The sequence below is a fragment of the Serratia sp. K-E0102 genome (assembly GCF_029962625.1).
GTDB lineage: Bacteria > Pseudomonadota > Gammaproteobacteria > Enterobacterales > Enterobacteriaceae > Serratia > Serratia sarumanii.
The window spans coordinates 560,155-582,548 of sequence record NZ_CP124754.1 but is presented as its reverse complement, the minus strand read 5'-3'; the positions used below and the strand labels follow the sequence as shown (position 1 = coordinate 582,548).

22 protein-coding genes are annotated in these 22,394 nt (G+C 63.3%); 4 read left to right on the top strand and 18 right to left on the bottom strand.

The window, feature by feature from the left end; genetic code table 11:
- Positions 1-134 precede the first annotated feature (134 nt).
- Positions 135-893 (top strand): FadR/GntR family transcriptional regulator, encoded by a 759-nt coding sequence (locus tag SSARUM2_RS02640; protein ID WP_033636991.1) that lies wholly within the window; start codon positions 135-137, stop codon positions 891-893.
- A gap of 126 nt (positions 894-1,019) precedes the next feature.
- Positions 1,020-2,162, top strand: coding sequence for a D-alanyl-D-alanine-carboxypeptidase/endopeptidase AmpH (gene ampH / locus SSARUM2_RS02635; RefSeq protein WP_047569437.1), 1,143 nt, complete (start codon positions 1,020-1,022; stop codon positions 2,160-2,162).
- A 33-nt stretch (positions 2,163-2,195) separates the two neighbouring features.
- Here ampH and hpaC read toward each other — a convergent pair whose 3' ends face one another.
- The 11 genes from hpaC to SSARUM2_RS02580 form a co-directional block, all read right to left on the bottom strand.
- Entirely contained in the window at positions 2,196-2,711 is a 516-nt protein-coding gene (gene hpaC / locus SSARUM2_RS02630; protein ID WP_060452794.1) for a 4-hydroxyphenylacetate 3-monooxygenase, reductase component, read from the bottom strand.
- Positions 2,712-2,727: 16 nt separating this feature from the next.
- Positions 2,728-4,290: a 4-hydroxyphenylacetate 3-monooxygenase, oxygenase component gene (hpaB, locus tag SSARUM2_RS02625; protein WP_047569441.1), complete on the bottom strand. Its 1,563-nt coding sequence runs from the start codon at positions 4,288-4,290 to the stop codon at positions 2,728-2,730.
- 178 nt (positions 4,291-4,468) lie between these two features.
- Positions 4,469-5,365 carry a 4-hydroxyphenylacetate catabolism regulatory protein HpaA gene (gene hpaA / locus SSARUM2_RS02620; protein WP_033636987.1) on the bottom strand — a complete coding sequence of 299 codons (897 nt, stop codon included), beginning with the start codon at positions 5,363-5,365 and terminating at the stop codon, positions 4,469-4,471.
- A 34-nt stretch (positions 5,366-5,399) separates the two neighbouring features.
- On the bottom strand, positions 5,400-6,770 hold the full coding sequence (gene hpaX, locus SSARUM2_RS02615; RefSeq protein WP_033636986.1) for a 4-hydroxyphenylacetate permease: 1,371 nt from the start codon (positions 6,768-6,770) through the stop codon (positions 5,400-5,402).
- A 3-nt stretch (positions 6,771-6,773) separates the two neighbouring features.
- Positions 6,774-7,568, bottom strand: coding sequence for a 4-hydroxy-2-oxoheptanedioate aldolase (gene hpaI / locus SSARUM2_RS02610; protein WP_033636985.1), 795 nt, complete (start codon positions 7,566-7,568; stop codon positions 6,774-6,776).
- A 78-nt stretch (positions 7,569-7,646) separates the two neighbouring features.
- Positions 7,647-8,450, bottom strand: coding sequence for a 2-oxo-hept-4-ene-1,7-dioate hydratase (gene hpaH / locus SSARUM2_RS02605; protein WP_039567496.1), 804 nt, complete (start codon positions 8,448-8,450; stop codon positions 7,647-7,649).
- Between the two features lie 14 nt (positions 8,451-8,464).
- Positions 8,465-8,851 (bottom strand): 5-carboxymethyl-2-hydroxymuconate Delta-isomerase, encoded by a 387-nt coding sequence (locus SSARUM2_RS02600; protein ID WP_060452795.1) that lies wholly within the window; start codon positions 8,849-8,851, stop codon positions 8,465-8,467.
- Positions 8,852-8,901: 50 nt separating this feature from the next.
- Positions 8,902-9,975 (bottom strand): 3,4-dihydroxyphenylacetate 2,3-dioxygenase, encoded by a 1,074-nt coding sequence (gene hpaD, locus SSARUM2_RS02595; RefSeq protein WP_004933173.1) that lies wholly within the window; start codon positions 9,973-9,975, stop codon positions 8,902-8,904.
- Positions 9,976-10,012: 37 nt separating this feature from the next.
- Positions 10,013-11,467, bottom strand: coding sequence for a 5-carboxymethyl-2-hydroxymuconate semialdehyde dehydrogenase (gene hpaE, locus SSARUM2_RS02590; protein WP_033636981.1), 1,455 nt, complete (start codon positions 11,465-11,467; stop codon positions 10,013-10,015).
- Positions 11,464-12,228 carry a fumarylacetoacetate hydrolase family protein gene (locus SSARUM2_RS02585; protein ID WP_033648528.1) on the bottom strand — a complete coding sequence of 255 codons (765 nt, stop codon included), beginning with the start codon at positions 12,226-12,228 and terminating at the stop codon, positions 11,464-11,466. Before SSARUM2_RS02585 ends, hpaE begins: the two co-directional genes overlap by 4 nt.
- Positions 12,225-12,857 (bottom strand): fumarylacetoacetate hydrolase family protein, encoded by a 633-nt coding sequence (locus SSARUM2_RS02580; protein WP_033636979.1) that lies wholly within the window; start codon positions 12,855-12,857, stop codon positions 12,225-12,227. The genes SSARUM2_RS02585 and SSARUM2_RS02580 overlap by 4 nt, the downstream gene beginning before the upstream one ends.
- A 327-nt stretch (positions 12,858-13,184) precedes the next feature.
- Here SSARUM2_RS02580 and hpaR point away from each other — a divergent pair, with 327 nt between their 5' ends.
- Positions 13,185-13,637 (top strand): homoprotocatechuate degradation operon regulator HpaR, encoded by a 453-nt coding sequence (hpaR, locus tag SSARUM2_RS02575; RefSeq protein WP_047569450.1) that lies wholly within the window; start codon positions 13,185-13,187, stop codon positions 13,635-13,637.
- Positions 13,638-13,693: 56 nt separating this feature from the next.
- On the opposite strand, the gene SSARUM2_RS02570 is transcribed toward hpaR, so the two are convergent.
- The 7 genes from SSARUM2_RS02570 to SSARUM2_RS02540 form a co-directional block, all read right to left on the bottom strand.
- On the bottom strand, positions 13,694-14,485 hold the full coding sequence (locus tag SSARUM2_RS02570) for an SDR family oxidoreductase (protein ID WP_033648531.1): 792 nt from the start codon (positions 14,483-14,485) through the stop codon (positions 13,694-13,696).
- Between the two features lie 4 nt (positions 14,486-14,489).
- A complete protein-coding gene (locus tag SSARUM2_RS02565; RefSeq protein WP_060452796.1) occupies positions 14,490-15,287 on the bottom strand; it encodes a molybdenum cofactor biosynthesis F family protein in 798 nt (265 codons plus the stop codon).
- A gap of 11 nt (positions 15,288-15,298) precedes the next feature.
- A complete protein-coding gene (locus SSARUM2_RS02560; protein WP_060452797.1) occupies positions 15,299-16,081 on the bottom strand; it encodes an SDR family oxidoreductase in 783 nt (260 codons plus the stop codon).
- A complete protein-coding gene (locus SSARUM2_RS02555) occupies positions 16,074-16,664 on the bottom strand; it encodes a DUF3156 family protein (protein ID WP_033636967.1) in 591 nt (196 codons plus the stop codon). The genes SSARUM2_RS02560 and SSARUM2_RS02555 overlap by 8 nt, the downstream gene beginning before the upstream one ends.
- Positions 16,639-18,132, bottom strand: a complete 1,494-nt coding sequence (locus SSARUM2_RS02550) for an APC family permease (RefSeq protein WP_060423132.1) — start codon at positions 18,130-18,132, stop codon at positions 16,639-16,641. Before SSARUM2_RS02550 ends, SSARUM2_RS02555 begins: the two co-directional genes overlap by 26 nt.
- A 129-nt stretch (positions 18,133-18,261) precedes the next feature.
- A complete protein-coding gene (locus SSARUM2_RS02545; RefSeq protein WP_049194547.1) occupies positions 18,262-19,446 on the bottom strand; it encodes an anaerobic sulfatase maturase in 1,185 nt (394 codons plus the stop codon).
- On the bottom strand, positions 19,443-21,155 hold the full coding sequence (locus tag SSARUM2_RS02540) for an arylsulfatase (protein WP_049235383.1): 1,713 nt from the start codon (positions 21,153-21,155) through the stop codon (positions 19,443-19,445). Before SSARUM2_RS02540 ends, SSARUM2_RS02545 begins: the two co-directional genes overlap by 4 nt.
- 482 nt (positions 21,156-21,637) lie before the next feature.
- Here SSARUM2_RS02540 and SSARUM2_RS02535 point away from each other — a divergent pair, with 482 nt between their 5' ends.
- Positions 21,638-22,285, top strand: coding sequence for a LuxR family transcriptional regulator (locus SSARUM2_RS02535; RefSeq protein ID WP_033636963.1), 648 nt, complete (start codon positions 21,638-21,640; stop codon positions 22,283-22,285).
- Positions 22,286-22,394 lie beyond the last annotated feature (109 nt).

The window sequence follows — 22,394 nt, the reverse complement described above, 5'->3', positions numbered from 1 at the left end:
GAAGAAGTTAATAAAACAGCCTTGAAACCGCATTTCAATTAACCATTTTTTTACACTTGAATAACGATTACTCAAGCGCCTTGTCGCATAATTGTGCGCCAAATCACTGAACGCCGAATCGTCAAAGGTCAAAAATGCCGATTACCCGACTGGAAAACCCAAGAATTTACAGACAGATAGCAGACCAGCTCAAACGTCTGATCGAAAATAACGAATTTCCGCCGGGCAGCCGCCTGCCCTCGGAGCGCGATCTCGCCCAGCAGTTGCAGGTCAGCCGCGCGTCGGTGCGCGAAGCGCTGATCGCGCTGGAAGTGATCGGCCTGGTGGACGTCAAGGTCGGCAACGGGGTGATCGTGCGCTCGCAAACGCCGCTGGCGCCGTCGCAGGAGCCGGTGATGGCGCAGGCCGGCCGCAACCAATGGGCGGAGATCGACGACGAACTGAATATCGAACTGGATTTCAACGCCGAGCTGCCGCCGTTTTCACTGCTGCAAACCCGCCTGTTGATCGAACCGGAGACCGCCGCGCTGGCCGCGCGCCACGCCACCGACGAAGAGCTGGCGGGCATCCGCGCCGCCTACGAGCAGAACTGCCGCGATAACCGCGCCGGCTCCGCCACTCACCCCGGCGATCGGCTGTTCCACATCCGCATCGCCCAGGCCAGCGGCAACCCGGCCTATGCGTTCATTATCGGCCACCTGCTCGGCCACCGTTACGGCAGCATGTTTCGCGTGCTGCAGCGCCACTATACGCCGGACGACATGCCGCACCGTTCCGAGCTGGAACACCGGGCGATCCTGGCGGCGATCGAAGCGCGCGACGTGCGCGGCGCCCGCAAGGCGATGAAGGCGCACCTCGATGAAGTGATCGCCATTTTCGCCCGCGCGCAGTAGGCCGCCAGCGGTCAAAAAATTTTATCGCCACCGCTCTTTTTTCTACATGCAGCCGGGGCCTGAGCGCATTACACTGGGCGACGAATAAGCCCTTTCCCCGCTGCATTGTTAAATGGATAACGACCGTTGAAGAACTCTGTCTCCGCTTTATTGCTGGCGCTGGGCCTGTGCGCCGCGCCGCTGGCCGCGCTGGCCGCCCCCCCGCAGCTGGCTTCGCAAATCGTCGACCAGTATGCCGAACATATTTTCTACAACAGCGGCGCCACCGGCATGGCGCTGGTGGTGATCGACGGCAATCAGGTGGTTAACCGCAGCTTTGGCGATACCAAACCCGGCAACAACCTGCGCCCGCGCCCGGATTCGCTGATCCGCATCGCTTCGATCACCAAGCTGATGACCAGCGAAGTGATGGTGAAAATGGCGGCGGCAGGCCAGGTCAAACTGACTGACCCGCTGCGCAAGTACGCCCCCAAAGGCGCCTATGTGCCGGCTTACAACGCCGGGCAGCCGATCACCCTGCTGAACCTGGCGACGCACACCAGCGCGCTGCCGCGCGAGCAGCCGGGCAAGAAGCCGCCGAAGACGCCGGTGTTCACCTGGCCGACCAAGGCCCAGCGCTGGCAGTGGCTGGCGCATGCCAACGTTACGGTGCCGCCGGGCGTACGCGCCGCCTACTCCAACCTGGCGTATGACCTGCTGGCCGACGCGCTGTCGCGCGCCGCAGGCAAGCCTTACAACGCGCTGCTGAAAGAGAAAATCACCGCGCCGCTCGGCATGGTCGACACCACGCTGACACCGAGCCCCGAACAGTGCTCGCGCCTGATGGTGGCGGCGGCCGGCCCGAGCGCCTGCCGCGACACCACCGCCGCGGCCGGCAGCGGCGGCGTCTACTCCACCCCGCGCGACATGCAGCGCTGGATGCAACAGTTCCTCTCCTCCAGCGCCAGCGGCCCGCGCAAAGCCACCGCCGCCAGCGAGCAAACCATGTACTTCCAGCGTCACGATCTGGTGTCGCTGAAGGGCATGGACGTGCCGGGGCAAGCGGATGCGCTAGGGTTGGGCTGGGTGTATATGGCGCCGAAGGACGGGCTGCCGGGCATCATTCAGAAGACCGGCGGCGGCGGCGGGTTCATTACCTACATGGCGATGATCCCGGCGAAAAACGTCGGGGTGTTCGTGGTGGTGACCCGCTCGGAACTGAGCAAGTTCACCAACATGAGCGATCCGGTCAACCGCCTGGTGAGCGATCTGGCGGCCAACAAGAGTTGATATGCGGGGCGCAGCGGGCTGCGCCCCAACGCCTCAGGCCGGCATCGCCATCGGGTGGATCACCGAATGGAAATTGCGCTTGAAGTAGATCAGCCCGTTGCCGGCTTCGCTCAGCGCGATCTGTTTGATCTGCACCAGGTACATCTGGTGGGTGCCGATGCTCTGGATCTGCTCGATCTCCCCTTCCAGGCTGGCCAGGGTATTGCGCAGCACCGGCTGCCCCAGCGCGCCGAGCTGCCACTCTTCCAGCCGGAAACGATCTTCCATGCTGACGCCGGTCATGCCGGCGAAGTGGCGCGCCATCAGCTCCTGCTCGTGGTTGAGCACGTTGACGCACAGCCTGCGGTTTTCCTGAAACACCGGGTTCATCGCGCTGTTGCGGTTGATGCACACCAGCAGCGTCGGCGGCGTATCGGTTACCGAGCACACCGCCGTGGCGGTGATGCCGCAGCGCCCCGCCGGGCCGTCGGTGGTGACGATATTCACCGCCGCCGACAGGCTGGCCATGGCGTCGCGAAAGCGCAGGCGCTGTTCATTTTCCTGAGACATACAACCTCCTCCTGAATTACTTCAGCAGATTATCCAACTGATTAATATCGTCATTGTTCCGCAGGTGCGGCACCTTCCAGCCGTGCTGATCGTAATCGGCCAGGCACTTGTCGACCATCTGCATCATGCGATCCATGTTGCCGGATCCCTGCGCGTGGCGCAGGCACTGCAGGCGGATCTCATCCTGGCTGCCGGCGTAGTTGATCTCATACAGCTCGTGACGGCCGCCGAATTCGCTGCCGATCGCATCCCACATCAGCTTGAGGATCTTGATGCGTTCGACGTGATCCATACCGTCCGATCCGCGCACGTAGCGCGCCAGGTACTTGTCGATCTCCGGGTTGTTCATGTCGCGCACGCTGGACGGCAGGTAGATCAGGCCGCTGGTGACGTTCTTCTCGATGATGTGTTTCACCTTGGTGTAGGCCATCGGCGCCATCACGCGGTAGGTTTGCAGCGCGGCGGAATCCGGCAGGTAGGCGCCGTTTTCCCATTTTGTGGCTTCAGCGCACATCGCGTCGCTCAGTGACCAGAACAGGTTGCGCCAGGCCACCACTTCGCCCAGATCGGCCTGCACGCCGCGGAACTCCAGCACGCCGGTGCAAGAGAGGCTCTTTTGCAGCAGCGCGGTGATGAAGTCCATCTTCACCGCCAGGCGCACGCAGGCCTGCAGCGGGAACAGCCGGGCGAAACCGCCTTGGGTACTCCAGCGCCGGCAGCGGTCGAAATCGCGGTAGATCAGCACGTTTTCCCAGGGGATCAGCACATGATCCATAATCAGGATCGCGTCGTTCTCGTCGAAGCGGCTGGTGAGCGGGTAGTCGAACGGCGATCCGGTGGCGCCGGCCACCAGCTCGTAAGAGGCGCGCGAAATCAGCTTCACCCCTTCGGCGTCCATCGGCGCCACGAACATCAGCGCGAAGTCCGGGTTATCACCCATCACCTGCGCCGAACCGAAGCCGATGAAGTTGTAGTGGGTCAATGCCGAGTTGGTGGCCACCACTTTGGCGCCGCTGACCACGATGCCGGCGTCGGTCTCTTTCTCCACCTGAATGTAAACGTCCTTCACCTCGTTGACCGGCTTGTGGCGGTCGATCGGCGGGTTGACGATGGCGTGGTTGAAATAGAGCCCGGTTTCCTGAATGCGTTTGTACCAGTGGCGCGCGTTGTCGGCGAACTGGCCGTAGAACTCCGGATAAGCGCCCAGCGCGCAGCCGAAGGCCGCCTTGTAGTCCGGCGTGCGCCCCATCCAGCCGTAGCTTTGGCGCGACCAGTCGGCGATGGCGTCGCGCTGCTGGCGCATCTCTTCCGGGCTGCGGGCATAGCGGAAGAACTTGTGGGTGTAGCCGCCGTTGCCGGTGTCGGTATTCCAGCACAGGCGATCCTGGCTGGCCGGATCGTGCAGCGCGTCATACAGCTGGCCGACAGACGCCGCCGCGTTGCGGAACGCCGGGTGGGTGGTGACGTCTTTCACGCGCTCGCCGTAAATGTAGATTTCGCGGCTGTCCTGCAAACTTTTCAGGTATTCGGCGCCGGTAAACGGGCGTTTGCTGTCGGCACGAAAGTCTTCTGGTTTCATCGGGTCTTCCTCGTCATCGGCATTTTTCAGGCCGTGGATCCGGCCATTTGTTAAAATAATGTTTTCTTTTGGTTGCTTAATTGAAGCTGCCAAAGCCGGTTTCGAGAAGAGACTTTTGCGGCAATCGCCGGTACTTTTCAGGTCAGTTTGCCGCTTTCGCGGCAAACTGTGATCGCGGTTACGAAAGGGCGTGTTGCGCCGCGCGGTAGGTCGAGGGGGAACAGCCTTCCAGCCGATTGAAAAAACGGGCGAAATAGGCCGGATCCTTGAAGCCGAGGCTGTAGGCGGTTTCATGCACCGTGCAGGCGCTGAACAACAGCATGCGTTTGGCCTCGCGCAGCAGCCGATCGAAGATCAGCCGCTTGGGCGGCCGGTTGGCGAAGCGCCGGCACAGGTCGTTGAGCCGCGATTCGGTCACTCCCAGCGCCTGCGCATACTCCGGCACCGGCAGGTGCTCGCGAAAACGCTCGTCCACCATCTTGTTGAACCGCTGAAACAGCTGCAGTTCGCCGCGCACGCCGCTGTTGGCGTTGTCTTCCAGCGCGGTGTTGCGCAGCAGCAGCGTGAACACCGCCTGCGCCAGCAGCGCCAGCGTCTGTTCGCGCCCGGCCAGGTTCTGGCCGAACTCGCGGCGGATCAGCGCCCAGTAGTGGCTGAGCGCCGTCAGCTCCTGCGGCGCATCGGCCAGCGACAGGCAGATGCCCGGCATGTCCAGCGCCAGGTTGCTGCCGGGATACAGGCGCTCCAGCAGCGGCCAAATCAGCTCCTGGCGCACCGTCAGCACGTGGCCGTCGCTGTCCGGTTCGGTGAAGAACGCATGCGGCACCGACGGCGGCGTGAGGATGAACAGCGGCGCCTGCACCGAATAGTGCTGATCGTCGAGCTGCAGCTCTATCTTGCCGGTTTCCAGGAAATGCACCTGAAAGAAGCAGTCGTGCCAGTGCACCTGCATGTCGCGGCCGAAGAATGCCGCCAGCCCGGCGAAGGTTTCGTAGTGCACCTCGTCGGCGGCGTAGCGCGCGTCATACTCTTTGCAAATATCGATGTTGGCGATAAAGCCGGTACTTTTCCGCACCTCATGACCTCCTGCAATCATGCCCACTTGCGCATCAAGGCGTCGCCCTCGGGCGCGAATCCTTCATCGGGATGCGCCACACCAGCACGGCGCCGACGATCAGCAGCGCCGAGACGAAATACAGCCCGGAGTTGAAGCTGCCGGTCAGATCCTTGAACCAGCCGATCAACAGCGGGCTGAGCGCCGATCCGATATTGCCGGTGGCGTTGATCACCGCGATCCCCACCGCGCGCGCTTCCAGGCTGATCGACTGATCCGGCGTGGTCCAGAAGATCGCCATGGCGGTAAAGGAGCCGACCGAGGCCATCACGATCCCCAGCAGCTGGATCAGGCTGTGATCGGTGGCGGACGCCAGCAGCCAGCCGGCGGCGGCGAACAGGTATGGCAGCGCGGTGTGATGCTTGCGCTCCTGCAGCCTGTCGGATCGTTTGCTCCACCACACCATGCCGGCGATGGTGCAGATCTGCGGGATCGCCGCCAGAATGCCGATCGTCACGTTGCTGCTGCCCTGGTTGAAGCTTTGCAGGATCTGCGGCGTCCAGATGTTGATCGCGCTCAGGGTGTTGGTCAGGCAGAAATAAGCCAGCGTGTACATCAGCACGATCGGCGTGAAAATTTCGCGCCACAGGCTGCGTTGCTGTAGCGCGCGGTGGCTGCTCGGCCCGTTGGGCTGCACCAGCTGCAGCTTGTCGGCCTCCATCATCGCCTGCAGGCTGGATTTTTCCTCGTCGGTCAGCCACTTGGCCTTGGCCGGCGTATCGTCGAGGTAAAACCACACCACCACGCCCAGCAGCACCGACGGAATGCCTTCCAGCAGAAACAGCCACTGCCAGCCCTTCAGGTTCATCACCCCGTCCAGCGCCAGGATATAGCCGGAGACCAGCGAGCCGATCGCCATGGTCACCGGCATGGCGATCATGAACAAGGCGTTGGCGCGGGCGCGGTAGAACGCCGGGAACCAGTAGGTGAGGTACACCAGAATGCCCGGCAGGAAACCGGCCTCGGTGATGCCGACGATCATGCGCAGCACGTACAGGCTGGTCGGTCCGGTGGCGAACATGGTGCAGGTGGAGGCGATGCCCCACAGCACCATGATGGTGGCGATCCAGCGCCGCGCGCCGACCCGGCTCAGCATCATGTTGCTCGGAATGCCGAAGATCACGTAGGTGACATAGAACAACGTCGCCGCCAGCCCGAACATGGTCGAGCTGAGGCCGAGATCTTTGCCCATCGTCAGCCCGGCGAAGCCGATGTTGATACGGTCGAGGAAAGAGAAAACAAACAACACGAACAGGAAAATGATCAGGCGCCGAAACAACTTTTTAATCACCGATTGCTCGGCGGCGGTTAACGCTTTATGTTGCTGCGCCGGGTTGGCCGGCGGCAGCGAATCGACGTGGTTCATGGTTCAGTAAACTCCCGATGAAGGCGCTTGCACCCCGCCCTGTTTGAACTCGTCAGCCAGGGCTTCCGCCGCCCGCGCCAGCAGGGTGGTGTCCACCCCCACCGCGACGAACAGCGCGCCGGCTTCCAGATAGCGCTGCGCCAGTGCCTTGTTGGCCATCAAAATGCCGGGCGCCTTGCCGGCGGCGCGGATGCGCGCAATCGCGTCGTCGATGGTGCGCTGCACCTCCGGGTGCTGCGGATTGCCGGCGAAGCCCATATCGGCGCTGAGATCCGCCGGGCCGATAAACACGCCGTCCACCCCTTCCACCTGCAAAATGGCGTCGAGGTTTTTCACCGCTTCGCGGGTTTCAATCTGCACCAGCACGCACATCTGCTCGTCGGCCTGCTGCAGGTAATCGGGCACCCGGTTCCAGCGCGAAGCGCGCGCCAGGGCGCTGCCGACGCCGCGCACGCCGTGCGGCGGATAGCGCGTGGCACGCACCGCATCGCGCGCCTGTTCGGCGTTTTGAATCATCGGGATAAGCAAGGTTTGCGCGCCGACGTCCAGCAGTTGCTTGATGATCACCGCGTCGTTCCACGGCGGCCGCACCACCGGCCGGCTCGGGTAAGGCGCGACCGCCTGCAGCTGCCCCAGCACCGTTTGCACGTTGTTGGGCGCATGTTCGCCGTCGATCAGCAGCCAGTCGAAACCGGCGCCGGCCAGCAGCTCGGCGCTGTAGCTGCTGCACAGCCCGAGCCACAGCCCGATCTGCGGGCGTTTTTCCTGCAGCGCACGCTTGAAGTGGTTGGTTAACATCGCATTCTCCCTGACAAGCGGGCGCGGCGCGTGGCCCCCCGCCCGGTTTATTGCGGCCCGGTTCGCCGAGCCTGCTTATTAGACAAAGCGGCAGCTGATGCAGCCCATCGGGCCGTAGTCGACGTGGAAGGTGTCGCCGCGCCGCGCCGGCACCGGCCGGGTGAAGGAGCCGCCGAGGATCACCTGCCCCGCTTCCAGCTCCACCTCATACGGCGCCAGCTTGTTGGCCAGCCAGGCCACGCCGTTGGCCGGGTGGTTGAGCACCGCCGCCGCCACGCCGGATTCTTCAATCACGCCGTTGCGGTACAGCAGCGCGGCTATCCAGCGCAGGTCCAGCGCATCCGGCTTGATCGGCCGCCCGCCCATTACCACCCCGGCGTTGGCGGCGTTGTCGGAGATGGTGTCGAACACCTTGCGCGGCCGCTGCGTCTCGGGATCGACGTTGTGGCTGCGCGCGTCGATGATCTCCAGCGCCGGAATGACGTAGTCGGTGGCGTTGTAGACGTCGAACAGCGTGCAGTTCGGCCCGCGCAGCGGCTTGGCCAGCACGAACGCCAGCTCCACCTCCACCCGCGGCACGATAAAGCGATCGATCGGAATGTCGCTGCCGTCATTGAAGAACATGTCGTCCAGCAGCGCGCCGTAGTCCGGCTCGGTGATCTGCGAGCTCACCTGCATGGCGCGCGAGGTCAGGCCTATCTTGTGGCCCTTGAGCTTGCGCCCCTCGGCGATCTTCAGCTCCACCCACTGCCGCTGAATGGCGTAGGCGTCCTCGATGGTGATCTCGGGATGATCGAGCGACAGCGCGCGGATCTGTTCACGACTCTTTTCCGCCTGATGCAGGCGCTGTACGGCGCGGTTAACCTGCTCTTTATCCAGCATTTACGACCCCTTATTCACGCCTTGTTGAACAGCGCGTGGACATTGTTCTGTTTGTAATTCAGCACCGGATCCAGCTCTTCCATAGTGAAAGAGAGCGCCAGGTAACGCTGCGCCATCAGCGCGGCGAAGTGTTCCTTGATCAGCGCAAACAGCATCTCGCCCACCTGCTGCCGGCTTTCCAGGCTGCGGCCGTGGCCGATCTTCAGCGTCATGTGCACGAAGGCGTAGTCCTGCTTGCCGTCGGCCATCTGCCAGGTGTCGAGCCAGATGGCGCGGCTGCGTACGCCGGCCAGCGGAAACATGCCGGTCGCCGCCAGCGCTTCGTTGACCTTGGCGAACAGGGTGGGCAAATCCGCCTCGCGGCGGATGTTGTCGGTACATTCAGCGTAAAAATGGGGCATAGCGTTCTCCAGACGGCGCATAGGCGCGGGCGCGGCCCGCGCAGCGGCATTTACAGCGTATTGCCAAGTTTGAAACCTTTTTCCGTATCGCCCTCACGGGTGTAGGAAAAACCGTCTGCGCCGATGGTGACGGCCATTTCGCTGGGCGCGCTGCGTTCGATGACCGGCTGCGGCTGCCCATCGAGATCCAGCACCAGCGATCCTTCGGTATACCAGCTCGGCACCACTGGATTGCCCCACCAGTCGCGGCGCTGGTTGTCATGCACGTCCCAGGTCACGGTCGGGTTGTCCGGATCGCCGGTGTAGTAATCCTGCGTGTAGATCTCCACGCGGTGGCCATCGGGATCGCGCAGATAGAGGTAGAACGCGTTGGAGACGCCGTGACGGCCGGGGCCGCGTTCGATCAAATCGGATTTGCGCAGCGCGCCGAGCTTGTCGCAGATGGCCAAAATATTGTGCTTTTCATGGGTGGCGAAGGCGATGTGGTGCATGCGCGGCCCGGCGCCGCCGGTCATCGCGGTATCGTGCACCGTCGCCTTGCGGCGCATCCAGGCGGCATAAACCACGCCGTCTTCATCGCGGATGTCTTCCGTTACGCGGAAGCCCAGCCCCTGGATGTATTCCACGGCGCGCGGCACGTCAGGGGTGATTTGGTTAAAGTGGTCGAGGCGCACCAGCGCGCCCGGCGTATACAGATCGTAGCGCCAGGCCAGACGCTCGACGTGCTGCACGTCGTAGAAAAACTCATACGGGAAGCCGAGCGGATCCTCGACCCGCACCGCATCGCCGATGCCTTTGGCGAACCCGTTCACCCGCCGCTCGGTGCGGCAGCCAAGCGCCTTGAAATACGCTTCGGCGCGATCGACGTCTTCCGGCGTGCGCACGCGGAAAGCAAACGCCGCAACGGCGGCGACCGGGCCTTCGCGCAGCACCAGGTTATGGTGAATGAACTCCTCCATCGAACGCAGGTAGAGGGTTTTGTCATCCTCGGCGGTCACGACCAGGCCGAGGATATCGACGTAAAATTCGCGTGCGGCTTTAAGGTTCGTGACCTGAATTTCCATGTAGGCACAGCGCACGACGTCGGGAGCAGGGACAGCATTAGTGGTAAGTTTTGTCGTCATTGTTCTCATCTCTTTCGTTATTATTGTGGCCCGAGGCTTAGACGCCCCATTTCGGGATCGGGTGGTCGCCCATGGAAATGCACACGTTCTTCATTTCGGCGAACACTTCGAAGCTGTATTCGCCGCCTTCGCGGCCGGTGCCGGAGGCTTTCACGCCGCCGAACGGTTGGCGCAGATCGCGTACGTTTTGGGTGTTGACGAAAACCATGCCCGCTTCGATGCCGCGGGCCAGGCGCAGAACCTTGCTCACATCCTGCGTCCAGATGTACGACGCCAGGCCGTATTCCACGTCGTTGGCCATGCGCAGGCCGTCTTCTTCCGACTTGAACGGCAGCAGGCAGGCCACCGGCCCGAAGATCTCTTCCTGCGCCACGCGCATCCGGTTGTCGACATCCGCCAGCACCGTCGGGCGCAGGAAGTTGCCGTGGCTCAAACCGGCCGGTTTGTCCGGGCCGCCGGCCAACAGGGTCGCCCCTTCTTCCACCCCGAGGCGGATATAGCCGGAGACTTTTTCCCAGTGCTGCGGGCTGATCAGCGCCCCCACCTGGGTGTTGGGATCTTGCGGATCGCCCACGCGCAGACGGTTGGCGCGCTCGGCGAAGCGTTTGACGAATTCCGGGTAGATGCTCTCCTGAATGAAGATGCGCGAACCGGCGGTGCAGCGCTCGCCGTTGATCGAGAAGATGGTGAACAGCGCGGCGTCGAGCGCCCGCTCGATGTCGGCGTCTTCAAAGATCAGCACCGGCGACTTGCCGCCCAGTTCCATGGAGAATTTCTTCAGCCCGGCGCTTTCGATGATGCGGCGGCCGGTGGCGGTGCCGCCGGTGAAGGAGACCGCGCGCACGTCTTTATGGCGCACCAATGCGTCGCCGGCGGTGGCGCCGTAGCCCTGCACCACGTTCAGCACCCCGGCCGGAATGCCGGCCTCCAGCGCCAGCTCGCCCAGGCGATCGGCGGTCAGCGGCGACAGTTCGGACATCTTCAGCACCGCGGTGTTGCCCAGCGCCAGGCAAGGCGCGGTTTTCCAGGTGGCGGTCATGAACGGCACGTTCCACGGCGACACCAGCGCGCATACCCCCACCGGCTGCACCAGCGTGTAGTTGAGCATCTTGTCGTCCACCGGGTAGGTCTTGCCGTTCATCTGCTGGCACACCTCGGCGAAGAACTCGAAGTTGTGCGAGGCGCGCGGGATCAGCACGTTTTTGGTCTGGTGGATCGGCAGGCCGGTGTCGGCGGTTTCCAGTTCGGCGATCTGCGGCACGTTCTGGTCGATCAGCTCGCCCAGGCGGCGCATCAGGCGCGCGCGCTCTTTCATCGGCGTGTTGGCCCACTTGGGGAACGCCTCTTTCGCCGCCGCCACCGCCTGATCTATCTCCAGTTGGCCGCCGGAGGCCACCTCCGCCAGCACCTCGCCGTTCGCCGGGTTGGTGGTGGTGAAATACTCTTTGCTGGCGACGTTCTTGCCGTTGATCCAATGGTTGATGGTTTTCATCGCAGGCTCTCCTCGTAATCTTTTTCACTGATAATGTGGTTAACCAGACGGCCGATGCCCTCGATCTCCACCACCACTTCGTCGCCTGGCTGCACGTCGGCCAGCCCTTTCGGCGTGCCGGTGGCGATCATGTCGCCCGGCTGCAGCGTCATGAACTCACTCAGGTAGGCGACCAGGAACGGAATGTCGAAAATCATGTCGGCGGTGCTGCCGCGCTGGCGCAGCTCGCCGTTGACGTAGGTGCTGAGCGCCAGCCGGTGCGGATCGGCGACGTCGTCGCGATCGACGATGTACGGCCCGATCGGCGTCAGGGTGTCGCGGCTCTTCACCCGCAGATTCGGCCGGTAGTAGTTTTCCAGGTAATCGCGGATGGCGTAGTCGTTGCACAGGGTGTAACCCGCCACGTACTCCATGGCGTGCTCGCGGCTGACGTTGCGCGCGGTCTTGCCGATCACCGCCACCAGCTCGGCTTCGTAATGCATGTACTCCACGCCGGCCGGGCGCACCGACACCTGGCGGTGCCCGGTCAGGGTATTCGGCGCCTTGAGGAACACCAGCGGCTCTTCCGGCGCCTTGAATTCCAGCTCGCTGGCGTGGTCGGCATAGTTCAGCCCGAGGGCGAACACCGTGCCCTGCGCCGGCGGCAGCCATTCCACTTCGCGCTCCTGCAGCACCTCGCCGTTCGGCAGCGTGACGCGCAGCTGGTCGTCCACCTGGACGTTGACGGCCTGGCCATGATGGCGAATACGGGCATGTTTCATGATGCGGCTCCTGCTTGGGTGACGCGGTTGGTCAGCGTGGGCAGGCCGGCGGCGCGCACCGTCACCTCATCCCCCGGTTTGATCTCCACCCGCTGGTGCGGGGTGCCGATCAGCACCGCATCGCCCGGCTGCAGGGTGATGAAATCGCTGATGGCGGCGATCAGCTCCGGCACCGAGCGCACCAGGTCGGCGGTGGACCAGCGATCCTGCTCCACGCCGTTGATCTCGGTGACGATCTCCAGCCGATCGGCAGCCTCCAGCTGGCCGATCTCCCCCAGCGGGCAGAACCCGTCGCGGCATTTGGCCTTGATCGCCGGGCGATAGAAGCTGCTTTCCGGCAGGCTGACGTCGTTGGCCAACGCGTAGCCGGCCAGATAACGGCTCACCTGCTCAACCGGCACCTTGCGCGCGGTATCGCCGATGATCACCGCCAGCGTGCCGCCGCTCTGCACGGTTTCACCGGCCGGAAACGGGATCGCCCCGCCGTTGGCGAGGTGGGTGTTGCGCGGTTTGATAAACCACACCGGGGTTTTGGGCGGGGTCTGATACGGTGGCTGGTGAAACGCCTGATCCCAGGCGTCCAGTTGGCTGCGGTGGTTCAGCGCAACGGAAAATACGGTGCCTTTCATGCGAACTCCTCCAATGGCAAAACATGACAACCGGCATTCATTAATATATTAATGATTACTTTTATACGCTGTGCAGCTTTTACGCAACGCGCTTGGAGTGATTTGTGATCGTGATAACAAAATATTCACAAATAACGAACATTAGCGTGATTATTCAACGTATTAATCATTTTTCTCGCCATTTTTCGCTGCGGCACGCATTTTTGCTTTATCCCTACGGGTAACTTTGGCTACTATTAAGTTATTAACAAAATCGGGCTTTGCGGGGCGGGCGCCCCCATAACGAGCGCCGTAACAACGAACACCTTGATAGCTAAGGCCAAACTTATGCATGAATCGTTAACCATCGCCCTGCTGCAGGCGCGTGAAACCGCCATGGGGTTCTTCCGCCCGATCCTGAAAAGTCACAATTTGACCGAACAGCAGTGGCGCATCATCCGCGTGCTGGCCAACAGCCGCTCGATCGAATTCCACGAGCTGGCGGCGGAAACCTGCATCCTGCGCCCCAGCCTGACCGGCATTCTGTCGCGCATGGAGCGTGACAAGCTGATCTTCCGCCTTAAGCCGGTTAACGATCAGCGCAAGCTGTACGTGTCGCTGACCCAGCAGGGCCAGGATCTGTATGAAGTGGCGCGCCACCAGGTGGAACAGGGCTACGCCGAGATTGAAGCCGCCTTTTCGCGGCAGAAAATGGACCAGCTGATGGCGCTGCTGGACGAGCTGATCACCCTGGGCGACAGCCTGCCCGCCAACGTCACCGCGCATCCCACTAAGAAGTGATTTAACCAACCGGAATTCTCAAATTAATTGGCGTTGCAGCAAATAACGCTGCAGCGTCAAGTAAGCAGAGAATTCGTTTCCGGCAACAGCGCGCCGCCGTCCACCACCAGCGTCTGGCCGGTGATGTAGGCCGCCGCCGGCGAGGCGAGAAACACCATCGCCGCGGCGATGTCTTCCGGTTCCCCCAGCCGCCCGAGCGGCACCGAGGCGGCGATCGCCTGATTCACCTGCGCGTCGCCCAGGTTGGCCATCGCCGGCGTGCGGATCATCCCCGGCTCCACGCCGTTGACGCGAATTTTCTCCGCCGCCAGCTCCAGCGCCGCCGCGCGAATAAACCCGTTCACCCCGGCCTTGGAGGCAGCGTAGTGCGCCAGCCCCGGGTAGGCCACCCGCGGGCCGGTCACCGACGAAGTCACCAGAAGGCAGCCGCCGCCCCGGCGGCGCATCCACGGCAGCGCCGCCTGCGCCAGAAAGAACGGCGCCATCAGATTGACGCTCAGCGTGCGTTGCAGCAGGGCCGCGTCGATGGCGGCGAACGGCGTCAGCGGAAAGTAAGCGGCGTTGTGGATCACCACGTCCAGCCGTTGATGCCGCTCGCCCACCATCGCCACCAGCTCGGCGATCTGCCCCGGTTCGGCCAGATCGCAGGCCAGCGCCTGCACGCTCAGCCCTTCGTCCCGCAGCGCCTGCGCCGCCGCCTGCGCCTGCGGCAGCTGCACGTCCGCGATCGTCACCTCGGCGCCCAGGCGGGCAAAGGCGCTGACGATCGCCAGCCCAATGCCCTGCGCGCCGCCGGTCACCAGCACCGCCTGCCCCGCGAAGGCGTCGGCCGCATAGGTTGCGCTCATCGCCCTATCCTCGCGGGTGGCGCGTGGTGTTCAGCACCTGCGCATGGGCACCGACCGCAAAGTTGCTCAGCGCACTGAAATCGCTGCCCTGATAACCGAGGATCTTGCCGTCGGTGCGCATGCCCTGCAGATCGATCATCACCACGCCCAGCGTCGGAATGATCTTCTCGCGCCAGACGAACAGATAAAGCTGCTCCGCCACCTTCACGTAGTGGCAGCGATCGACGTCCGCCAGCCCTTTCTCCACCCCGTCCAGACACTGCCAGGCGTAGAAGTTGTCGTTCAGGTAGATGTGCTCGTACCGCTCGGTCGGGCTGTAGGTGTACATGTTGCGCATGCCGATCAGCTCATCGGTAAAGCCCGGCGGCGCCACGTCGGCTTCATCCAGCGTGCCGAAGCGGAATTCGGCCTCGACCGCGGTCAGCGGCAGCCCCTGCTCCACCCGGCTGAAGGCGTCGAGCCGCGCCTGCGCTTCGTCCGGCAGTTGGCCGTATACCGCAGTGAAGTTGCCCTGATTGCGGTCGCATACCAGCGTAATGCTGGCGTTGGCGCGGGCAGGATCGAGAAAATCGATGAACAGCACGCCGGGGCGAATGCTGGTGGCGCGATAGGCGACGCTGCGCCGTTCGCCCCACTCCAGCGTCTGCTCGTCGGTAAACCGGCAGCGCTGCGTCGCGCCGTCGCTAAAGCGCAGCGTCAGCGTGGTGCCCGCCAGCCCGTGCTGCCGTTCCAGCGTATTGCTGTGCGGCGCAAAGCCTTCCGCCAGCGCGCCAACCTGAATGAATACCGCTTCTGAACTCATGGAAATGCTCCTTACAGGGAAGTGAAAGCCAGGGTCGGCACATCGACGATGGTGGAGCCGCCGTCGGCCACCAGCGCCGCGCCGGTAATGATTGAAGCCTCGCTGGAACACAGGAAACGGCACACGCGGGCGATCTCCTCGGCGCTGGCCGGGCGGCGCAGCGGCACGTCGCGGCAGACCATCTGGTAAGCCTGCTCCAGCGAAATCTGATGGGCGTCCATCAGCAGTTGCATCTCTTCGTCCGCCATCGGCGTGGTCACCCAGCCCGGGCACACCGCGTTGGCACGCACGCCCAGCGGGCCATAGTCGCGAGCGATGGAGCGCATCAGCCCGATCAGCGCGTGCTTGGCGGTGACGTAGCCGCAGACCTCCGGCCCGGCGGCCAGCGAGGCGATCGAGGCCACGAACAGCAGGTTGCCGCCGCTTTTAATCAGCTCCGGCAGGCAGGCGCGCGCGCTGGCGAAAGCGCTGTTGAGGTTGCTGTCCATCGCCCCTTGCCACTGCGCGTCGGTCATCTCGGTGATGCGCTTGAAGCCCATGCCGCCGGCGCTGCCGATCAGGCAGTCGATGCGCCCGGCTTCGCGCAGAATGGCCGGCAGCAGCGCGTGGTTCCAGCTCTCGCCGCTGGCGGCATCGCCCACCAGCGCCTGCGCGCCGATCTCTTGCGCCAGCGCCACCAGCGGTTCCGGGCGGCGGCCGATGATGAACACCCGATCGCCCTGCGCCGCCAGCAGACGGGCGCAGGCGGCGCCGACGCCGGTGCCGCCGCCGGTAATCACAACCACTCTATTCATGATTCAGCTTCTCCATCAGTTGGCCGATCATCAGCAGGCTGCTCAACAGCAGCCGCCGCTGTTCGGCATCCAGCCGCAGGTAGCGGCGGCCGGCCGGCAAACGGCTGACCACCTCCGATGCGGCGAAATGCTCGATATCCACCTGCCAGCGCCCGTCTTTCACCGTCAGCCGCACGCGGCGAAAATCCAGCTGCGCCAGCGTCTCGCCGATCTGCGGGTAGCGCTGCAGGCCGTCCAGCACCCGCTGCGCGGCCGCGTGGCGCTGGCGCAGCAGATAACGCACCCCGCGCCGCCGCAGCCAGCCGCCGGTCACCACGTCCAGCGTCAGCGGGGGCTGCGCCGCGCACGCGCCCTGCAACCGAAAGCGGTGGCTGACGATATGCGCCATAAACAGCCCCTGGACCTGTTCGCCGATCTCGATCTGCGGCCCCTGCGGCAGCGTCAGCCGCAGCAGGCCCGGTGCCAGGCGTTCGCACGCGTAGGGTTCCAGGTTGCGCGCCAGACGATCCAGCGCGGCGCCCGGCCGATAGCCCGACGGCGCTCGCCGCCAGGCGCGATTAAGTGAGGGAAGTAAGCCGATCAAACTGCGCCTCCTCGTTTTCACCTTTGGCGAACGCGTTCTCCAGCACCTGCTCGACCGGCACCGGCTTGAACGGATTCACTTTCTGCACGCATAGCGTCCAGAACAGCGCATAGGCGGCGGTCAGGCCGATCATCCAGCCGAAGGGAATGTAGATGTCGCTCGGGTTCATTCCCGGCGGCGTGATGTAAACGATGGCCAACACGATGCCGACGCTGGAAACGATCTGCGGCAGCGGGAACCACGGCGATTTATAGGCGCGCGGCAGATCGGGGCGGCGTAAGCGCAGGATCACCACCGAGCAGGTCACCAGCAGGTAGGCCACACCCCAGGCGCACACCGCCGCCAGCACCAGCGGAATGATCCTGTCGAGGTTGCCCTGAATGGCGAAGGCGTGTACGCAGGGGATCAATACCGCCACCAGAATGCCGACCACCGGCGTCTTAAAACGCGGGTGCAGATAGGCGAACATGCGCGGCAGCGCGCCGTCCAGCGCCATGCCGTACAGAATGCGCGGCACCGCCGCCATCAGCGTGTTGATGGTCGCGGCGCCGGCCAACAGCAGGCCGACGCCGAGCCAGTATTTGCCGAACTGGCCCATTACCTGGCCGGCGAACGCCGGGATGGCCATCGGCGTTTCCAGCAGGCGCGTGCCGCTGGCGGCGTCGATCACCACGTTTTCCACCTGGTGGCTGAGCGCCGCGCCATACAGCGCCATGCACACCGCCACGCCGCACAGCCCCAGCGCCATCGCGCGCGGGATCACCCGATCGCAGCGTTTGATCTCCGGCGCCATCGGCGTCACCAGCTCACAGCCGACGAACATGAACATCGCCATGCCGATCAGGCTGAACACCGCGAAGGGATCGTTCAGGCTCAGCGTGCTGCCGAACCAGCCTTCGAGCGGCACCGCATGCGGCGACAGCAGCCCGACGATGCCGAAAATCACCAGCGTGCTCCACATGGCAAAGGTCAGCACGATCTCCGCCTTGCCGAAGGCCTCGATGCCGAACGCGTTGAGCAGGCCGAACACGATGACCAGCCCGACGCCGACCATCCAGGAGGCGTTGTGGCTTTCCATCAGGGTGTTGAGGTGCTCGAAGTTCACCAGCGCCATGATGCCGGAGAGAATGGTCTCGGCGGTGCCGGCGAAGATGTGCACGATCAGGTAGGCCGACAGCGCACCGGTAATGGCGAAAAAGCGCCCCATGCCACAGGAGATGTAGTCGTAAACCGAACCGGAGGTCGGCAGCAGCGCCGCCGCTTCGGAGAAGGTGGTGAGCTGCGCCTGCATCATGATGAAGGCGATCAGCATCGCCAGCGCGAAGGTGTCGCCGCCGATGCCGAAGCCGCTGGTGACCGTCAGGATCACCGGGCTAGCCATGATCACCCCGACCGAACTGGCCAGGGTGGTGGGAAAGCCGACCTTGCCTCGAGCCAGGTGGGCGTGCAACCGCGACGACAGGTTCATGGTTATTTCCTCTTATAGTTTTGGCCTGATGCATGCAGGTGCTTGCAGGTTTTTCACCGCCAGCGGCGGTCATCTCACTATAGAGAGGAAAGGAAAATGCTGACTATCGTCCTTAAGGACGAGACGGTTTCAACCTGCGGCCGCGCTCACGGCGGCGCGCCACTGCATCGCTCCCTGCGGGCTGCGCGGGTAGGCGCGCAGCGGCGCCAGCAGCGCGGAAAAGAAGGCGTAATAGCCGGCGCACAGCCGGTTGTAGCGATCTTCGCCCACATGCGCCGGGCAGCCGCCCTGGCAGACGCTTTTCACGCTGCAGCGTTGGCACTCGCGGCGCAGGCTCTTGTTTTTACCGAACGGCATCTCCGCCGCCCTTGCCGCCAGGGTGGCGAGCGGCGTGTGGCGATCGGCATGGCCGAGCAGGTGCTGCGCGTTGATCAGATGATCGCAGGCGTAAAGCCGCCCGTCCGGCTCCATCACCAGATTGCCGCCGCAGCGTTCGGCGTGTACGCAGCTGGGGCTGACGTGGGTGAAATACTGCGCGTAGACCTGCTCGATGTTCATTACGAAGACCTGGCCAACGTGCCCGCGGCTGCGCCAGCGGCGGTACACCGCCAGCATGAAGCGCCCCCAGTTGGCGGCGCTTAGCCCATAGCCGGCGGTGGGCGCATCCCCTTCCAGCATCAGCGGCTGGAACTGCAGATAGCGCGCCCCGATCGCCACCGCATGATCGTAGATCGCCTCGGCGCGATCCGCGACGCCGTCGTGCACCACCATCAGCAGGTTGAAATCGATCTGATGGCGCTGCAACAGCGCAATGCCGCGCAGCGCGGCGTCATAGCTGGCACCGCCGCGCTTGTCCGGCCGGTGGGCGTCCTGCACCTCGCGATCGCCGTCCAGGCTGACGCCGAGGATAAAGTGATGCTGCCGGAACAGCCGGCACCAGGCGTCGTTCAGCAGGGTGCCGTTGGTCTGCAGGCTGTTGCTGATCCGCACGCCCGGCGGCGCGTAGCGGCGTTGCAACGCCAGCGCCCGCTTGTAAAAACCGATCCCCGCCAGCAGCGGCTCACCGCCCTGCCAGACGAAGTTGATCTCGCGGCTGTAACGCGGCTGGGCGGCGATGTAGCCGCGGATAAATTCCGCCAGCAGGTCGTCGTCCATCTTGCGCGTCCGCTCCTGCTGGCGCTGCGGATAGTAGCAGTAGCGGCAGCCCAGGTTGCAGCCGGCGCCGATCGGCTTCACCAACAGATGAAAAGGCGCCGCCGCGCGCGGTTCGCTCTCTACCGGGATCTGCTGCGCGCGCAGCTGGGCCAGGTTCATGGCGCCGCCTGCGGCAACGGTTTGTGGGTCAACGGATCCAGGCCGATGTAGTCGCCGGTGCTGGCGTCAACGCCGAGGTAGTCGATCGCTGCGCCTTTGGCTTCAATGACCATGCCCTGCTGCGCAAAGCGGCGATACGCCTCGCTCAGCCGTTTGACTCTCTCCGGGTTGGCGGCGGCCAGATCGCGCGTTTCCAGCGGATCGTCATGCAGGTTGAACAGCCCCCACGGCGCCATCTGCGCCGTCGGCCCGGCCTTCACCAACCGCCGCAGCTTCCAGACGCCGTCCACATAGGCGGCCTGGTTATGCAGCTCCACGCCGTAGGTCGCGCGCGGCACGCGGTCAGCCTCGCCGCTGAAATAGCGTTTGAAGCTGACGCCGACCATCGGCAGCGTCGGTTTGGCCTTCAGCGGTTTGTTGGCGTCGATGCCGGCATAGTCATACAGCGTCGGGGCGATGTCATACACCGCCATCGGCGTGCGGTCGATGCCGCCGCGCCCCTTCAGCCGCGGCGCGGAGATGATGAAATCGGTATTGATGCCACCCTGCGCGCTGGTAGTTTTGTGGTAATTGGCGTACGGCGCGTTACTGACGTTGGCCCAGTGCGGCCCGTAGGAGATGAACGAGCCCTTGCGGCCGAGGTTGGCGTAGCTGTTGTCGAACTGCCGCCAATACTCCGGCTTCGAGCCGTAGTAGAAGCCGCTGGCGGGGTTGGCGCCGTTGTCGGTGGCGAACACGATCACCGTATTTTGGTCGCGGCCGGTCTGCTTCAGGGTGTTCAGCACCGCGCCGACCTGATCGTCCATGTAAGCGATCATCGCCGCGTACACCTGCATGGTCTTGGCTTCATATTTTTGCTGCTCGGGCGTCAGCGCGTTCCAGGCCTTATCCAGCGCCAGCGTCGGCATCGGCGTGCGCTCGGAAATCAGCCCCAGCGCTTTCAGGCGCTGAATGCGCTGCTGATAGGCCTGCTGGTAACCGGCGTCGTATTTGCCGTCGAATTTGGCGATCCAGTCATCCGGCGCCTGCAATGGATCGTGCGGCGCGGTGAAGGCCAGATAGGCGAAGACGGGCTTATTTTGCGGCGTATCGCGGATCCACTGTTCCAGCTGATCGGCATAGGCCTTGCTGGAATAGAAATCTTTGGGCAACGACACGCGTTTGCCGTTCAGAGTGTAGAAGGTGTGGAACGCCTCCACGGTGCCCAGCGGTTTCGCATCGTCGAAATGGCTGGTGCCGCCGCCCATAAAGGCGAAGGCGCGCTCGAAGCCGCGATCGGTCGGTTTGGCGCCGTCGACATAGCCCAGATGCCATTTGCCCGCCATCATGGTGGCGTAACCCGCATCGCGAAAACGCTCCGGCAGCGTGATCACGCGGTCGGTCAGGCGCATTTCATAGCCCGGCTGCGCGGCGGTGCTCTCATACCACCACATGCCGCCCATGCCGGCCTGCTGATTGGTATTGCCGGTCATCAGCATCGACCGCGCCGGCGCCGACATCGGCGAGGTGTAGTACTGGCTCATGCGCACGCCCCGTTCGGCCAACGCCTGCAGGTTGGGCGTCGGTATCTCACCGCCGAACGGGCTGATGTCGGAGTAGCCCATGTCGTCCACCAGAATGATCAGCACATTGGGGCGATCGGCGTCCGCCCCCTGCGCCAGGCCCGATAAGGCGCCGCTCAACGCCACCGCCAACGTTTTTTTCTGCATCGTTCGTTCCCCGTATGGTCATGCGGACTGAACAACCCGACGCCTCAGCCCGAGAAAGGTCATCATTTTTTCGTCTTATACGTTTGGCGCCGCCTGGCGCTATCTTCAATTCGCAGTGTAGGAAGCGGCGGAAAAGCCTGGCTATCGTTCTTAAGAACGAGGGATGACGGCGACGGCATCGGCTGTAGCACGCGCAGGGCGGCGAGGGCTTCGTCCGGGCAAACATTGAAAAGCGCTGTAAATTCAGCGGGAAAAGCGGTGAATTATTTCATTAACCTATTAATGAAAATCGTGATAAATCCGAACCGAAAAGCCCTGATTAACGCAGTGTCATCTTGTTATTTATGTGTTTTATTGCAATCGGCCTCACGTTGTTAATATGTTTTTATTGTGTTGCCAAATTGCTACAACTATGCTTGTATCGTTCATATATTGACCGCCAACCTTCTCCAGATTGAACGATAAAGGGAGGAACACGAATCATGCACAGCACAGCATCCGATGCCTTTATCAACAGTTGTTTGGCGACCATTACGCACCTGATCCCGGTGTCCGCCGGGGTGTTTTATCTGGTCGATCGCGACCTGCGGCCGGATCACTACATCCTGTATGGCATGCCCGATAAAACGCATCAGCAGTATCTGAACCACTTCCAACAGATAGACCCGCTGCAACCGGCCAATTTCCATCGCCAGGACATCACCATGGTCGGCATGAGCCCGGCGGCGATCGCCGGCAACCGCCGCTATTACCACGACTTTATGCTGCCGAACGACATGCGCGACATGACGGAGATCTTCATCCGCCAGCGCAAGCGCATCGTCGCCGGGGTATCGCTGATCCGCGATACGCCGTTTACCGAAGTGGAGCGCGGCCGCCTGCGCGCGGTGCTGCCGCTGATCGAGCTGGCGACGCGCGATCTGCTGCCCGACGGCGAGGCGCAGATGCTGACCGCCAAAGAGCAAGAGATCGTCAACCTGGTGCGCGAAGGCGCCAGCAATAAGCGCATCGCCCTGAAGCTGGGCATTTCGCTGTCCACGGTGAAAACCCATATGCGCAATATTTTCGCCAAAACCGACGTGGTGAACCGCACCGAACTGGTCGCCGGCGGCTTTCTCGCCCACGGTTAACGCCCGATAACGGCCGCCGCTGCCGACGGCCGGAAAATAACGCCAAAACGTATTCGCCATTTATGGCGCGGCCTCCCCCTGCCCGCAATCGGGCCGGGCGGGATATTTC